Here is a 14,761-nt window from a genome sequence, read left to right as displayed (position 1 = left end):
CCGGAGCGATTGTTTCGCGCGAATTCGGTTATGTAATGCGTCGCTCATCTCAAATTTGAGTGTTGACCGTCCATACCGAACAACTGTAGGCACTTGACATGCGATCAAAATAGGTAGACCGGTCTACATATTGGATGGAGTGTAAGCAATGCCCGAGAAAGCGCCTGCAAGGGAACGCCTGCTGAACGCCGCAGCCGAATTGTTCTACCGCGATGGGGTTGGAGCGACAGGTATCGACACGATTACCGCGCATGCAGGCGTCGCGAAGATGAGCTTGTACAACAACTTCGCGTCCAAGACCGATCTGGTAAATGCCTACCTCCAGGCACGCCATGTCGAATGGCAGGAACTGTATCGAGAGCGCCTCAAGCATGCAAAGACACCTCGAGAGCGCGTTCTGGCGGTGTTCGATTCCTATGTTGACCACGCGGACTTGGCCTATCGGTGGGGGTTCCGCGGATGCGGGCTTCTCAACGCCGCCGCCGAACTCCCGGTCGGCGATCCCGGCCGAGCCACAGTCGCCATGCAGAAGGAAGAGGCGGGGCGGCTCTTCAAGCAATATCTATCGGAAATGCACCCCACAGCGGGTGGGGTGATCGCCGAGACAGCGGAACATCTGTCGTTTCTGCTCGAGGGGGCAATGGCTCGGGCAGGCCTCGACGGACATGACGGCAGACTGAAGACAGCGCGCAAGATCGCCATCTCCGTCATGGATCAGCTATCGACCCTCCAGAACCCCGACGCCTGAACCGATGACTGACATTGCGACGTTACCCTTTCGGCGCGCCAGTCAAGTGTGGACGGTCTTCTTTGTTATCCTGCTCGAGGCGGCACTGGTGATTACCTGGAGCGCCGGTTTCGTCGGCATCCGGTTTGCGATCGACCATGCTCCGATCTTTCTGATCCTGTTTTGGCGAAGCCTGGTCTCAGGGCTGGTGTTGCTGCCCTTCGCCCTGACAGTGGGTCCGCCGATCAGGTGGAAGGATGCGCTTTCCCAGGTGCTGTTTGGTGCACTCGCCATGTCCGGGTATCTCGCGGGCTTCGCACTCGCGATCTCATTCGGCGTCCCAACCGGCCTCGTCGCCCTTATCACGGACATGCTGCCCTTGGCGGTGGCGTTCCTGTCATGGCCAATTCTCGGACAGGCCCTAACCGCACGTCAGTGGCTCGGCTCGTTGATCGGTCTGGCTGGAGTTCTGATCGCATCCGGTTGGTCCTTGGATATGGGCAATGTCCCACTCTGGGCCTACGGTCTTCCTGTGCTCGGCACGCTATCGCTTGCATTGGCAACGCTGCTGCAGAAGCGCAGCCCGACGAACACCATGCCGGTCTACCAGAGCCTCTGCATCCAATGCCTCTCGGCTGCCGCAATCTTCGCCCTGTTCGCCTGGCATGAAGGCAGAGTCTCGCCCGTCCTTGATGTTGGTTTTATCGGTGGCATTCTCTGGCTCGTGTTCGTCGCGACGTTCGGCGGTTGGAGCCTCTACTATCTTGCGCTCAGGAAATCCTCCCCTACTCGCGTCACGACGATCCTGTACTTGAGCCCGCCGGTGACGATGATCTGGGCCTGGGTGATGTTCGGGGAACCCCTTTCGTGGGCGATGGCCGGGGGATTGGGCGTTTCCCTCATCGGTATCGTCATCGTGGCAAGGTCGCAGAAGGCAGTTCATGTGTAGAACGGTCCAGCATCCGAACAGGACCGCTTGCGCCATTGCCGACCCACCGCTGGCCGTTTTGTGGCATTTGCTACACAATTCGCCGAATACGGTTGTGCACCGGTCCGTCCGGCGATAGTTGTGCAATCCACGCGACGCGCGAGACCCTTTCTAAGGAGCCGGCTTGGATACCCTGACGACTGCGCTATTCCCGAAGAAATTCGCTGCCCTGCTGTTCGATATGGATGGCACCCTGCTCAATTCCATGGCCGTCGTCGAACGGGTCTGGGGCGCCTGGGCGGTCCGCAACGGGCTCGACCCCCTTGAGCTGATGAAATCGGTGCACGGCGTGCGTGCGTCGGACACGATCCGCAAGCTTGGCCTCGCTGTCGATCCGGACCTCGAGGCGCACGCGCTTGCGGCGGCGGAAATCGCCGACGTGGACGGCATCGTCGAAATACCCGGGGCGATCGCCTTCCTCAATTCCTTGCCGCCGGAGCGCTGGGCAATCGTCACGTCGGCGCCGCTCGAACTGGCCAAGCGCCGTCTCGCCGCAGCCGGCATTCCCGTTCCGCACCACATGGTTACCGGTGAGGATGTCACGGCGGGCAAGCCGGATCCGCAAGGTTACCGTCTCGCCGCTCAGAGGCTCGGCGTCCGCGCCGAGGACTGCCTCGTCTTCGAAGACGCCCCGGCCGGGATACTCGCGGGTAGCTCCGCCGGCGCCGAAGTGGCCGTGATCACCGGCGCTCATGCGGCGGCAAACGGAACACCGCACCTGACCTTGGAGCACTATGCGGACGTCGAGGCCCGCATCGGCGGCGACGGCTGGCTTTCGCTCCATCGACGCCGGGGCATTCGATTCTAACGAGCAGGCAAGGACACTTCCCTAACGCCACATGCCGCGCATGCGAGCCCGGACATCGACGCGCAATTGCTGCGCCTCACGATGGCCTGCCGCAGCCGAAGTGACAACAGGCCAGGCCAAGCACTCGAAGAATTGCAGAAGAGTTACGGGAATGAAGCGACTGCGCGAGGCATAGACGTGCCGGTCGCCCTGGGCATTTTGGCCATGCGTGAAAAAGCGCTGCGGCGTGACGAGATGCAGGCTGTCCTTGGCGCGGGTCATGGCGACATAGAGCAGGCGCCGTTCCTCCTCGACCTCCGCGGTGCTGCCAACCCCGAGGTCGGAGGGTATGCAGCCGTCGACGCAATTGAGGACGAAAACGGATTTCCATTCCTGTCCCTTGGCTGAGTGGATGGTCGAGAGGATGAGATAGTCCTCATCGAGCAGCGGCACGCCCGCCTGATCGCTCGTGGCGTCCGGCGGGTCGAGCGTGAGTTCGGTCAGGAAGCGCTCGCGCGACGGATAGCCGGCGGCGATCTGCTCGAGCTGCAAGAGGTCGGCCCTGCGCATCTCGGCGTCCTCATGGATGCGCTCGAGATGCGGTTCGTACCACGCGCGGGCGATGCTGATTTCGGACGGCCAGCCACTCCGGCCGGCCCGCAAGGTCTGCAGCATGTCGACGAAGGACGTCCAGCCATCGCCCGAGCGAGGCGGGGCGGGGATTTCTGAGAGCGCCGCCAGCGGCTCCAAGTCGGCGGCGATCGCATCGAGCACACGCCCGGCCGTCTGCGGACCGACGCCCGGCAGCAATTGCATCAGCCGGAATCCCGCCACCCGGTCGCGGGGATTTTGGGCGAAGCGCAAGGCCGCAAGCATGTCTTTCACATGCGCGCTGTCCAGGAATTTGAGGCCGCCGAACTTCACGAACGGAATATTGCGGCGGGTCAATTCCACTTCGAGCGAGCCGCTGTGGTGCGAGGTGCGGAAGAGCACGGCCTGTTGCTTCAGGAGCATTCCGCATTCGCGGTTCTGCAGCACCTGGTCGACGATATAGTTGGACTGATCGGCCTCGTCGCGCACGGTGACGAGCCGCGGCCGTTCGGCCGATTCCCGCTCGGTCCAGAGGTTCTTGGTGAAGCGCTCGCGGGCAAGTTCGATAACTCCATTGGCGGCAGCGAGGATCGGCCGTGTCGAGCGGTAATTCCGATCGAGCGTGATGACCTCCGCAGCGGGCGTGAACGTCGCCGGGAAATCCAGAATGTTGCGCACCGTCGCGGCGCGGAACGAATAGATCGACTGCGCGTCGTCGCCGACGACCGTAAGGCCCCGTCCTTTCGGCTTCAAAGCCATCAGGATCGAAGCCTGCAGCCGGTTGGTATCCTGATATTCGTCAACGAGCACGTGATCGAACCGCCCACCGACATCCTCGACGAGAACGGCATCGCCCATCATCTGCGCCCAGTAGAGCAGCAGGTCGTCGTAATCGAGTACGTTCTGCGCCTGCTTCGCCTCGACATAGGCGCCGAAGAGCGCGCGCAGCTGCTTTTCCCAGGCGCTACACCAGGGAAAATTATCGCGCAGCACCTCATCGAGCGGCTGTTCCGCATTGACCGCCCGTGAATAGATGGCAAGGCAGGTTGCCTTGGTCGGGAAACGGTTTTCAGTCTTCGAGAAGCCAAGCTCGTGCCGGACGATGTTCATTAGATCGGCGCTGTCTTCCCGATCGTGAATGGTGAAATCCGGATCGACACCGATTTCCGCCGCATGTTCGCGCAGAAGCCGCGCGCCGATCCCATGAAACGTTCCCGCCCAGGCAAGCGCGTCGGAAACGGTGCCGGCTTTTCCGCCGAGCACCTGACTGCAGATGCGTTCGACCCTTCGGCCCATCTCGGCGGCCGCCCGGCGCGAGAAGGTCATCAGGAGGATACGGCGGGGATCGGCGCCATTGACGACCAGATGCGCGACCCGGTGGGCAAGCGTGTTCGTCTTGCCCGAGCCGGCACCAGCGATAATGAGAAGCGGACCAACGGTACTGACGTCCGGCCCGACACCGTGTTCGACCGCACTGCGCTGGCGCTCGTTCAATTTTTCCAGGTAAGCCGCGCTCATCAGCCCTCGTCCCGCCTCCAGTTGCGCTCGCGCGACGTGAACACCTGTTAAGGCTGCGGGATTGCCGCGAATCGAGCAAGAACGGACAAGGAACATAGCCGCAGTTCGACAGCCTGCAAAGCGGCGCCGCAACTGGCGCGCATCATTTCGTTCGAGCGGCTTTCGCTAATGGGTGCTGGTGCGATGCGCGGCAGCACTCGCCGGCTGCTTCGTTTGCTGGCGTCGCGCGAAAGATCGGGCGTTTCTGCGCGCAACTCTCAAGGCGGCCAATGTCGGCTGCCACCATCCCCTGGAAAGCGCCTCGGGCCCAGGCTCCCGGCGGGCCGGCCATGTCGCAATGAGTTCGGCAAGGGTCGGGGCGCGCCATCTTCCCCAGACATGATCGACGGTTCGGTCGGCATGAGGATAGTATTCCGCCAGCGCCGCCGCCTCGGCGACTTCGCCGGCGAGTTCGACAAAGACGATGATTCCATACTGCTTTGTTGCAACAGGACGACCTAGGGGCGGTAGATCGTCAGCGGGCAGGGGATAGCGGCGCCGGCGCCGTTCGGCGGCGCGCGCGCTCGCCGCTCTTAGGGCCTCGGAATCTTTTTGCGCCTCGCGGCGGCGTTTCCTTTCCTCGGGCTCGCTTCGTCGCGCCGCCTCCTCGATCTCGGGCCAGCGTCCCAGCAGTTCTTCATAGGACCGGAAGGGCACGCGCCAGGCCCGCAAGTCTTCGTCCCAGTGTGCCCAGGGAATTTCGCGCATCGCTTCGATCACCGATTTCGAATAGGGCGTTCGAACCCGCAGGTCATCGCCGACCTCGAGATACCGGCTGTCGATGGGCTCGAAATCATAAGCGTCGCGGCCTTTGACATCCCCATAGACGTCGTTGCGCTCGGCCTCCCGTGCCAGCCATCGTTCGATGCGACGGGCGGCCATCTTGCCCGGCACGAACCAGCTCTTGCGTTCGTCGTCCCATCGGGCGCGTGGAAACGCCTGGCGAAACCGCTCGACGGCGCTCCGGTCATAGGCGAAGGCCGCGAACTCGCCCTGTCGAGCTTCCTTTCGGAGCCTCCACTGATTGTGCGGAACCATGGCCAGTCTCCACGCTCTCGACAGTAACGTTGCGCTTGGTTGCTTTGTTCGTTTCAAGCGAGATTCCGGCAGCCACGTGCATTTCGGAGCGGTCCAATGGAACCCGCCTCGTCCTCTGCGAGTTTCCCCCTGCACTAGGAGGAACGATGCCCAAGGTCACGGACACGATCAGCTACCCCCAGCCAACGGACCGCCGGTTAGAGTGCGAGCGTGCGCTGGAAGAGGATTTTCAAGTCTTCACGAGCCTGGCGGAGGGCGCCGGTTGGTCGTGGCAAGAGATCGCGCTCGCTCTCATGGAACTTACCGAAGACTATGTCATGGCAATGAGCACGAGCACGAAAATTGCCGAGAGCAACACCGCCCCATTCCCCGGGAACAAGACCCTGCACTGACGGCCGGGGATATTGAAGAAATTGTGCGAGCCGCTCCTAGTCGCGGAAGCAAACCGTCAACAGAACAAAGCAGTGTCCGCATGATTTGCGGACACTGCTTACCAACGTTGGGGACATTGGTTGCCGCCCCAAGAGTGGGGACTGACATCCTTAAATTCATGAAGTCTACAATGGTTCCATTGCGACGGTCAGGCGCCGCCACCCTGCCGTTCTGCTGGAAGTGCGGGAAGCCGGTGATCGAGCGGGCCTGTTCTCAACGGGGCGCCCACAGGGAAATCAGTCTTTCGGACGTATGCACAGCTTCTTCAGCATTTCGACGTCGCGAACGCCGGATTGATAGACGGAGATCAATCTTGCGGCGATTTCGTTCGCCTTCTCGCCGCTGCTGTCTACGCCTCTTTCCTCCAAGATCTGTTCGAAGATGCTGTGCAGCAGGTCCACCTCCATGGGGCCGAAAGTGCTACACCGGTCGCGAGACGTCAACATGGTTCATCTCCTCTCGACGGGGGCGGATTCGCACATCCGTAACGCCCGAGCGTGTGCCGGAAACCATCAGTGTATCCCTGATTGAGACGAAGACGAGTCACTGCAGGTAGCGGCGTTGCGGCACTGCGCAAGTGCTGGTTTGTCCCGCGGGAACTGCCGCCCGAGCTCGGCGGATGATCGGCTTGCAGCAGCTTGAAAGACTCCCCGCGGCTGCTACTACTGGATGTGCCGCTGCAGCCGTTTTCTCGACAAGATCAGGTGCAGTGATGGCGGAAACTTTTGAATTCGCCCCGCCAGCCGAATGCTTGCATTAACGAAGACGGTCTAAAATCGAGGACATGGCGAAGGATATCACCCGACTCATTGAACTCTTCGAGGCCTCTCCTGTTCTCGTCGCGGCCTACGACGAGTTCGATAGGCTGCGCTACGCCAACGCGGCATTCCGATCAGCCTATTTCATCGAAGCGGATGAGACGCCCCTGTGGCCGGATCTGATGCGGCGGAATTTCCAGGCCCAAAGAGGAACCGTCATTCGCGCAGGAGACTTCGAAGAATGGCTGCGAGCGACCCAGTCGCGACGCGGCAAAGTCGGGTTCAGGGCGTTTGAAACCGATCTGTTCGACGGGCGCTGGTTTTGGATGACAGAAACCGTCGAGAAAGACGGATGGATGCTTTGCGTCGCCACCGATGTGACTGGCATCAAGGCCAAGACGCGCGCGGTACGACAGGATCGGGACCTGGCGATCAAAGCTTCCTACACCGATGAATTGACCGGGGTCGCCAACCGCCGCTTCGTGACGGCGAGAATCGAAGACATGTTGCAGCGGCACGGCGGCAACCAGGCCTCGCCAGGCTGCCTCTGCGTGCTGGACATCGACCGCTTCAAGAGCATCAACGACCAGTTCGGCCATCAAACCGGCGATTCGATCCTGAGAGACTTCGCCATGCGCATTCACCGTCTGGTGCGGCGCACCGACTGCTTCGGAAGGGTCGGCGGCGAGGAATTCGTGCTCACCCTTCCAGCCACTCCCATTGAGCAGGCCAAGCTGATCCTCGAAAGGATGCTCGCCTCCGTCCGCAAGTCCCGTCCGCTTCAGGAGCGACCCGACTTCGGATATACGTTTTCAGCAGGCGTCGCGGGCGCTCAGTCCAGCGATACGGCGCTCAGCCTCTATGCCCGGGCGGACCGGGCTCTATACATGGCCAAGCTCGCCGGCCGCGATCGCATTCACCTGGATGAATCCGATCCCAACCGATCTGCAATTGCAGGATAGCCCAGCCGGCCGATGCCGCGACCGGGACCAATCAAGCGGCGGCCTTGCCTATTGCCCAACACACATCCGCACCGACCGCTGCCCGCCCATTCGGTAAGTGGTCTGAATGGATTTCTGCTGGATGCCCTTCCGCGGCCATGGAAGTCAGCGGTACAGTCCTGTACGTAGATAGAAACTTCTCCGTGTTCCGCGCGTTTGCAGAGAAGTTGTTGCCCCGCCCGAAAGAATTGTTCGGGGAGGCCAGCATCACGCGCGTCCGTCACTCCGGGGACTTTCTGACGTGGAGAACCCATGACCGCCTCCGTCGACCATGCACCGGCACAAGCCAAAGGCCTGCGCCAGTTTCTCGCCCTCACACTTGGGTCCGTCGGCGTGGTCTACGGCGACATTGGCACCAGCCCCCTCTACGCGTTTCGCGAGGCCCTACGCCCCTTTGCAGCGGGCGGTGTCGACCGAGGAGAGATCATCGGCCTCATCTCACTCGTCATCTGGACGCTGACGATCATCGTCACGATCAAATACGTGATCTTGCTGCTTCGCGCCGATAACAATGGCGAGGGCGGTACTTTGGCCCTCCTTGCCCTGTTGATGAAGAAGGGCACCAAATATCCCGTACTGATGTTCTTCACCGGCATTTTCGGTGCCTCGCTGTTCATCGGTGACGCGATGATCACACCGGCGCTCTCGGTACTCTCGGCCGTCGAGGGGCTGAAGCTTGTGACGCCCGCCCTGCACGATTACGTGCTGCCGATTTCCGTCGCGATCATGGTGCTGTTGTTTGCTGTTCAGTCGCGTGGTACCGGCGCAGTTTCGATTTTCTTCGGGCCGATCACACTCATCTGGTTTCTGGTCTTGGGCGCTGTGGGTGTCGTCCATATTGGCGACGATCTGGCGATCCTGGGAGCTTTCAACCCCGTGCACGCCGTTGTTTTCTTATGGAATGCCGGTCTCGTCGGGTTCATCGTTCTTGGAGCGGTGTTCCTAACGGTCACCGGAGCGGAAGCCCTCTATGCCGATCTCGGCCACTTTGGGCGCGCGCCGATTCAGGCGGCCTGGGCCGCGATCGTATTTCCGGCGCTGACCTTGAACTATCTCGGACAAGGCGCCTTCGTGCTGTCGCATCCCGAGGCCATTTCCGATCCATTTTTCCTGATGTTTCCGAGCTGGGCCTTGTTGCCGGTGGTGATTCTTGCCACGCTTGCGACGATCATTGCCAGCCAGTCGGTGATAACCGGAGCGTTTTCGCTGGTGCGGCAAGCGATCCATCTCGGATTCCTGCCGCGGTTCGAGATCTGCTACACCTCGGAAACGCATACGGGCCAGATTTATCTGCCTCTGGTCAACACCGCGCTGCTGACCGGCGTGCTCGTCCTCATGTTTGTGTTCGGCAGTTCCGAGTCTCTCGCCCCCGCCTATGGCGTATCGATCACCGGCGCCATGCTGATCGACACGGTTCTTGCGTTCGAGTTCGTTCGCCGGCAGTGGGGCTGGGCGGTGTTGACTGCGGTTGCGATCCTGCTTCCCTTGTTCTTGCTGGAAATGGTCTTTCTCGGCGCCAACCTCTTCAAGATTCACCACGGCGGGTACGTGCCGATCCTCTTCGCCGGAACGATGATCACGATTATGTGGACCTGGCGGAGGGGCGTGGCGCTTCTGCGCGAGAAGACGGCCCGTCTGGAAGTGCCTCTCGACCAATTCATTGCCGCGGTCGAACGAAAATCCGAGCACGCTCCGGTAGAGGTGCCGGGAACGGCGATCTTCCTGACCGCCACGCCGGAGACGACCCCATCCGTTCTCCTGCACAACATCAAGCACAATCATGTGCTTCACGAGCACAATGTCATCCTGACCATCAAGACCGCCAGGGTGCCCTATGTCGCGGAGAAGGACCGCTACACGCTGACGAAGCTCTCCGATCGGTTCAGCAAGCTGGAGTTGAGATTTGGCTTCATGGACGACCAGAATGTCTCGAGGGCGCTGGCGCGCTGCCGCAAGGAGGGTTTCAAGTTCGAGATCATGTCGACGTCCTTTTATCTCGGCCGGCGCAAGCTTGTCGCGGATCCCGCCTCCGGCATGCCGAGATGGCAGGACAGGCTGTTCATAGCGATGGCGGACTCGGCGATCGATCCGACCGACTACTTCCATCTGCCCGCCAATCGCGTCGTCGAGTTGGGGGAACAGGTGATCATCTAAACGCCGAGGTCAGGGGTGGAGGGGCTTTCGCTGGACGATCGCCCCCCTCATGATCTCCCGGGTGGCGAGAGCCTCTCTTGCGTCAGCGGGGCATAGACCTTGGCGCCAGGCGTTTTATCGCCCGCGACACCCAGCACCAGATAGGCGACAATGAGGCAAACCGACAGTAGCAAGACGCCAACGGCAAAAGCCGATGAAGCCTCAGTCTCTTGGGCTTGCCAATCCTTTCTGCTGAACATGGGAGCCTCCCAAAAAATGGGGAAGGGTGCCCCGTCGCCGAGGACGAGTCTGGGGGAGGTGCATCGAACGTGAGTTTTGGCCCGCTTCGCCTCGCGAGTTGATTGATAGCTCCGTCTGAAGAGCTCGGCCCCTCCGCATCAAGGCTCGCACAACGGGCTCCATAGTCAAAGATTAGGCATGACCCGAATGGGCGAGGAAGCATAGAAATAACGGGTCATTTCATCGCGGCCGCATCCTGTGCTAAGGGTCGGACATGTCCCTGGAGCACGTGGAATGTATCGTCGCGGGAGCGGGTGTTGTCGGGCTTGCCGTCGCACGCGCCCTGGCGCTGGCCGGGCGCGAGGTAATTATCCTCGAAGCTGCCGATCGCATTGGTAGCGAAACCTCGTCGCGCAACAGCGAAGTCATCCACGCCGGGATCTATTATCCGCCGGGCAGCGTGATGGCACGCCTGTGCGTGGAGGGCAGGGGATTGCTTTATGCCTACTGCCGGGAGCGCGGCATCCCGCACAGGCAGTGCGGGAAGCTGATCGTCGCGACCTCTGAACCGGAGCTGGAACAGCTACCGGCAATCGCCGCAAAGGCGGCAAGGAATGGCGTGTCGGATCTCAGGGAGATCTCGGCTGCGGAGGCGCACTCCCTCGAACCGGCGCTTGCCGCAAACGGCGCGCTCTTGTCGCCCTCGACCGGCATCGTCGACAGTCACGCCTATATGCTGTCGCTGCTTGGCGATGCCGAGAACGCCGGGGCGGTTCTCGTTTGCAACAGCCCTGTCGAGCAGGGTCGGGCGACCCAGCGCGGCATCGTCATCGACGTCGGCGGCGACGAACCGGTGAGCATCAGCTGCCGCCTGTTGATCAACGCTGCCGGCCTCGCCGCACCGAAGCTGGCCCGCCGCATCGACGGAATGCCGCCTGCGCTCGTGCCGAAGGAATATTTCGCGAAGGGGGATTATTTCTCGCTTGTCGGAAGGGCGCCTTTCTCGCGTCTGATCTATCCGGTTCCGGTCAAGGGAGGCTTGGGGATCCACCTGACGCTCGACCTGGCCGGCCAAGCCCGATTCGGTCCGGACATCGAATGGGTCGACACGCTGCACTATGAAGTCGATCCGGCAAAGGCCCCGCTCTTCTATGCCGGCGTGCGCCGCTACTTCCCCGACCTGAAGGATGGCGCATTGCTGCCCGCTTATTCCGGTATCCGGCCGAAAATCGTACCTCCCGAAGTGGCCAGCCAAGACTTCGTTGTTCAGGGTCCTGCCGTGCATGGCGTCCCCGGGCTGATCAACCTGTTCGGCATAGAATCGCCCGGCCTCACCGCGTCTCTAGCTCTGGCGAAGTTGGTGGCAGAAGGGTAGTTGACGCCTCGAGGGCAGGGCAATTGGTTTGAGGCGCCACGCCCGGATGCTTGCCAAACTTTGTCGCGAGCGGCACCAGATCTTCGAATCCTTCCTGTGCTCGATCGGCGTTTCGCCCAAGACAGCTCGCATCCATGCAGAGGGGATGGAGCATCATGCCAGCCCGGAGACGCTCCAGGCATTCAAGCGCTTCCTTGCCCGGACGACCTCGTCGCGGATCATCGCACAGGGTTGATCCATCTCAACCATGATCGTCAGCCGGAGCTCGGCGGGTTTTGCCTGATTCCGGCATTAGAGCACTTAGACCCGAGTATAGGTCGTCTGCTCCTCGTTGGTATCCGATCCGTCCTCCCGATCAATAGGCAGGTCGGGCAGCGTGCTGCTATCGTCAGCGTACATCCTCCCACGGGGCCGTTCCCCAAACGCCAAGAATGGACGGGCGGCACCTCAAGAGGCGGAGTCGCCATGAGCAAGCCAGCAGCTATTCTTCTCGCACTCGCCATCGCTAGTCCGGCAGCGGCGCATGATGCGACGCCAACGGCGGCACAGCCTAACGGATGGACATATCCGTTCTCCTGTTGCAGCGGAATGGACTGCCGCGAAATCCGAGATCAAGCGGTTCTCGAAGGCCCCCGAGGATATGTCATCAAGCTCACTGGGGAGCTCATCATGCCACGAGACACTCGCATCAAGAGCAGCCCGGACGGGCAGTTTCACCACTGCACGGTGGCCGGCGAGCCCACCGGCCGCACCCTTTGCCTCTTCGTTCCTCCGCGCTCCTTCTAGGGATTGTGACCATGACACAGGAACTCAATCGCATCGAAATCGATCTGGCCCCGCTTCAGCTGGTCTCACGGCGCATGTCCGAAGGCCGGACCACTGTACCGAGCGATCCGCTCTACATGCCGTCAGACTATCCATCACCACCGAATGCTCACGCTGAAGCGCATCTGATGACCTTTTCCGTCACGCCCCGCGAACCCATCGCGCGCCTCGGAACCCCGGCTCTGCACCTCCAGACGGGCGCGTTTACCCTTTACGTGACCGGGACGCTGTTCGGTCTTTCGTTCTACTCAATCGAGCTTGTCCGCCTTGTAGAGGGCTTTGAGGAGCTTTACCGTTCGGAGCGTTCCTCGACCATACATTAAGCCAAGGGGATCGGCGTTTTTAGAAGGGTCTCTTCGTCCGCGCTTGCATCTCGAGCTTGACCCCACTGCTCTGTCTTGGGGAGGGGGAGCGACGGCGTCATTGCTCCCGATCGCCGCGACCCACCTCCTGTCGTGTGACTTCAAAACAAGATCGATCCGCTCACTCGTTTCTCGGGGGCGGTCCTGCAGCGCCGCGTCTTATCAGGCGCGCAAAAGGTTGCTGTAGCGAACACGCGCGGCCGGTCGCGCAGCTTGTTTGAAATAAAAGACCCCTCCCGGGAACCGGGAGGGGCTTGAAAGGGGCCAAAAGAGAAAATGGCCCCACGGGAAGCAGTCCCGCGACCATAACAGCGCACGTTCGACATCACCATTGGCTGAAAGGATGGATTGGACACCGAGGTGGAAGGGATAACCTATACGCGGGTCCATGTGTTCTTATACGAACTTAAGAGTCTTGCGGCTTTTCAGACGCCAGCTTCAGCTTGTCCGCCATGCGGGCGAGTTCGGGCAAGGACTTGGCACGCATCTTCTGCATGACCTGGCTACGGTGGACTTTCACCGTTATTTCGCTCACTCCCAGATCGGCGGCGATCTGCTTGTTCAGCCGTCCCGCCACCACCAAAACCATCACCTCGCGCTCTCGAGGGGTCAGACTTTCGTAACTTGCATACAACGTCGCCAAGGCCTTTTCATTCTCAAGCCAAACCCGGTCGCGGGCCAGGCCGACGTGCACGGCGTCGAGTAGATCCTGATCGCGGAACGGCTTGGTCAGGAACTCGATCGCTCCCCCTTTCATCGCTTGGACGGACATGGGAATGTCGCCATGCCCGGTGATGAACACGATCGGCAGCCGAATGTTTTCCCGCGATAGCTCTCGTTGAAATTCGAGGCCGCTTTGTCCCGGCAGCCGGACATCCAGCACGAGGCAGGTGGGCCCGTGGGGTCGACCAGATTTGAGGAAGTCGTTCACTGAGGCCAGGAGTTTCACGTCAAAGCCGACGGATCGGAGCAGGCTGCCAAGCGCCTCGCGGATGGCCGGATCATCATCTATGACGATGACAGTTGCGGGCACCTCGGTCATGTCATCGCCCCCCACGGGGAACCGGCGCTTGCGGAGGCGAGCGGTCTGCACCCGCTGCAGCCCCGGGTGAAGCCCAACCGGCAGAGCGCCGGTGACGCGATGTGGACACTCCCCTCTCTCCCTCAGCCAGTCACGAAACGAAGCCCTCTCGCACATGAGAATGCGCTCTAATCATCTCAGCCACAAGGCCCACGAGGCGATCGAGCGCCCGCCATGGCGTGGCGCCTTATGCCGGCTGAACTCGCCGGCTCGCCAAATGGCAATAGCGGCCAACAATCTCTGCAACCGCAGCAGTTCACGTGTCGCAGCGACCACCGGTTTTTAGAAGCTATGGCTGAGGCTATACCATCGTATAGCTTCCACTGCCTTTGTCGCCCTTACAGGCTGATGTAAGTTACGACCTGAGCCGCAACGCTAGATTTTTTGCAGGACGCCTATCGTGAAGTTGGAGGCGGCAGTGCCAACCAAGAAGCCTCTGATTGCGATTGTCGATGACGACCAGTCGATGCGCGAAGCTACCAAGGGCCTCATGAGGTCGCTGGGATTTGACGCCGAGGCTTTTTCATCCGCCGATGATTTCTTGAAATTTCCGCATCTCCGCCGCACGGACTGTCTGGTAACGGACATCCATATGCCCGGAATGAGTGGGCTTGATCTGCACCGTCGACTGGTTGCGTTGGGCGAGAGCATTCCAACCGTCCTGATCACCGCCTATCCGGACGAAACCGTGCGGGCGCGTGGGTTGGGTCCGGATATTGTCGGCTACTTGGAAAAGCCGTTTGACGAGCAGGATCTATTGAATTGCATCCGTTCAGCGCTGGCTCGCGGGAGCGAAGGCGAAGGCGAAGGCGATTGAAGATGACCGCTATGCCAGGCATGTCGACGATGAGACAGGGGGTGTCGGC

At 61.1% G+C, this 14,761-nt stretch carries 14 protein-coding genes and 1 pseudogene; 10 read left to right on the top strand and 5 right to left on the bottom strand.

Features of this window, described 5'->3' with window-relative positions; translation table 11 throughout:
- Positions 1 to 148 precede the first annotated feature (148 nt).
- The 3 genes from CO676_RS22185 to CO676_RS22175 all read left to right on the top strand — a co-directional run bounded on the left by CO676_RS22185 (position 149) and on the right by CO676_RS22175 (position 2,523).
- Entirely contained in the window at positions 149 to 748 is a 600-nt protein-coding gene (locus CO676_RS22185) for a TetR/AcrR family transcriptional regulator (protein ID WP_097522666.1), read from the top strand.
- A gap of 4 nt (positions 749 to 752) precedes the next feature.
- A complete protein-coding gene (locus CO676_RS22180) occupies positions 753 to 1,676 on the top strand; it encodes a DMT family transporter (protein ID WP_097522665.1) in 924 nt (307 codons plus the stop codon).
- A gap of 163 nt (positions 1,677 to 1,839) precedes the next feature.
- Positions 1,840 to 2,523, top strand: a complete 684-nt coding sequence (locus CO676_RS22175; RefSeq protein WP_097522664.1) for an HAD family hydrolase — start codon at positions 1,840 to 1,842, stop codon at positions 2,521 to 2,523.
- Between the two features lie 21 nt (positions 2,524 to 2,544).
- Here the strand turns inward: CO676_RS22175 and CO676_RS22170 are convergent, their stop codons facing one another.
- Both CO676_RS22170 and CO676_RS22165 read right to left on the bottom strand, forming a co-directional pair.
- On the bottom strand, positions 2,545 to 4,611 hold the full coding sequence (locus CO676_RS22170; protein WP_097522663.1) for an ATP-dependent helicase: 2,067 nt from the start codon (positions 4,609 to 4,611) through the stop codon (positions 2,545 to 2,547).
- A 165-nt stretch (positions 4,612 to 4,776) separates the two neighbouring features.
- Entirely contained in the window at positions 4,777 to 5,688 is a 912-nt protein-coding gene (locus CO676_RS22165; RefSeq protein ID WP_097522662.1) for a DUF5710 domain-containing protein, read from the bottom strand.
- Positions 5,689 to 5,834: 146 nt separating this feature from the next.
- Between CO676_RS22165 and CO676_RS22160 the strand changes: the two genes are divergently transcribed.
- On the top strand, positions 5,835 to 6,080 hold the full coding sequence (locus CO676_RS22160; protein WP_097522661.1) for a hypothetical protein: 246 nt from the start codon (positions 5,835 to 5,837) through the stop codon (positions 6,078 to 6,080).
- Between the two features lie 276 nt (positions 6,081 to 6,356).
- Here CO676_RS22160 and CO676_RS22155 read toward each other — a convergent pair whose 3' ends face one another.
- Positions 6,357 to 6,566 carry a hypothetical protein gene (locus CO676_RS22155; RefSeq protein WP_179875586.1) on the bottom strand — a complete coding sequence of 70 codons (210 nt, stop codon included), beginning with the start codon at positions 6,564 to 6,566 and terminating at the stop codon, positions 6,357 to 6,359.
- A 338-nt stretch (positions 6,567 to 6,904) separates the two neighbouring features.
- On the opposite strand from CO676_RS22155, the gene CO676_RS22150 reads away from it, so the two are divergent.
- Both CO676_RS22150 and CO676_RS22145 read left to right on the top strand, forming a co-directional pair.
- Positions 6,905 to 7,840, top strand: a complete 936-nt coding sequence (locus CO676_RS22150) for a GGDEF domain-containing protein (protein ID WP_097522660.1) — start codon at positions 6,905 to 6,907, stop codon at positions 7,838 to 7,840.
- 291 nt (positions 7,841 to 8,131) lie between these two features.
- Positions 8,132 to 10,033, top strand: coding sequence for a potassium transporter Kup (locus CO676_RS22145; RefSeq protein ID WP_097522659.1), 1,902 nt, complete (start codon positions 8,132 to 8,134; stop codon positions 10,031 to 10,033).
- Between the two features lie 47 nt (positions 10,034 to 10,080).
- Here the strand turns inward: CO676_RS22145 and CO676_RS22140 are convergent, their stop codons facing one another.
- Positions 10,081 to 10,272, bottom strand: a complete 192-nt coding sequence (locus tag CO676_RS22140; protein WP_097522658.1) for a hypothetical protein — start codon at positions 10,270 to 10,272, stop codon at positions 10,081 to 10,083.
- Positions 10,273 to 10,526: 254 nt separating this feature from the next.
- Here CO676_RS22140 and CO676_RS22135 point away from each other — a divergent pair, with 254 nt between their 5' ends.
- From CO676_RS22135 to CO676_RS22120, 3 genes and pseudogenes are all read left to right on the top strand, one after another.
- Positions 10,527 to 11,627, top strand: coding sequence for an NAD(P)/FAD-dependent oxidoreductase (locus tag CO676_RS22135; RefSeq protein ID WP_179875585.1), 1,101 nt, complete (start codon positions 10,527 to 10,529; stop codon positions 11,625 to 11,627).
- A 64-nt stretch (positions 11,628 to 11,691) separates the two neighbouring features.
- Positions 11,692 to 11,862: pseudogene (locus CO676_RS22130) on the top strand (iron dependent repressor, metal binding and dimerization domain protein); the annotation flags it as partial.
- Between the two features lie 562 nt (positions 11,863 to 12,424).
- Positions 12,425 to 12,775 (top strand): hypothetical protein, encoded by a 351-nt coding sequence (locus CO676_RS22120; protein ID WP_097522656.1) that lies wholly within the window; start codon positions 12,425 to 12,427, stop codon positions 12,773 to 12,775.
- 445 nt (positions 12,776 to 13,220) lie between these two features.
- On the opposite strand, the gene CO676_RS22115 is transcribed toward CO676_RS22120, so the two are convergent.
- On the bottom strand, positions 13,221 to 13,856 hold the full coding sequence (locus CO676_RS22115; protein WP_097522695.1) for a response regulator transcription factor: 636 nt from the start codon (positions 13,854 to 13,856) through the stop codon (positions 13,221 to 13,223).
- A 457-nt stretch (positions 13,857 to 14,313) separates the two neighbouring features.
- On the opposite strand from CO676_RS22115, the gene CO676_RS22110 reads away from it, so the two are divergent.
- The gene (locus CO676_RS22110; RefSeq protein WP_097522694.1) at positions 14,314 to 14,712 is read left to right on the top strand and encodes a response regulator; all 399 of its coding nucleotides are present in this window, start codon (positions 14,314 to 14,316) and stop codon (positions 14,710 to 14,712) included.
- The last annotated feature ends 49 nt before the right edge of the window (positions 14,713 to 14,761 follow it).

The organism is Sinorhizobium sp. BJ1, from assembly GCF_002531555.1.
GTDB lineage: Bacteria > Pseudomonadota > Alphaproteobacteria > Rhizobiales > Rhizobiaceae > Sinorhizobium > Sinorhizobium fredii_B.
The sequence above is the reverse complement of the archived record's forward strand: the minus strand, read 5'-3'. Positions and strand labels throughout refer to the sequence as shown.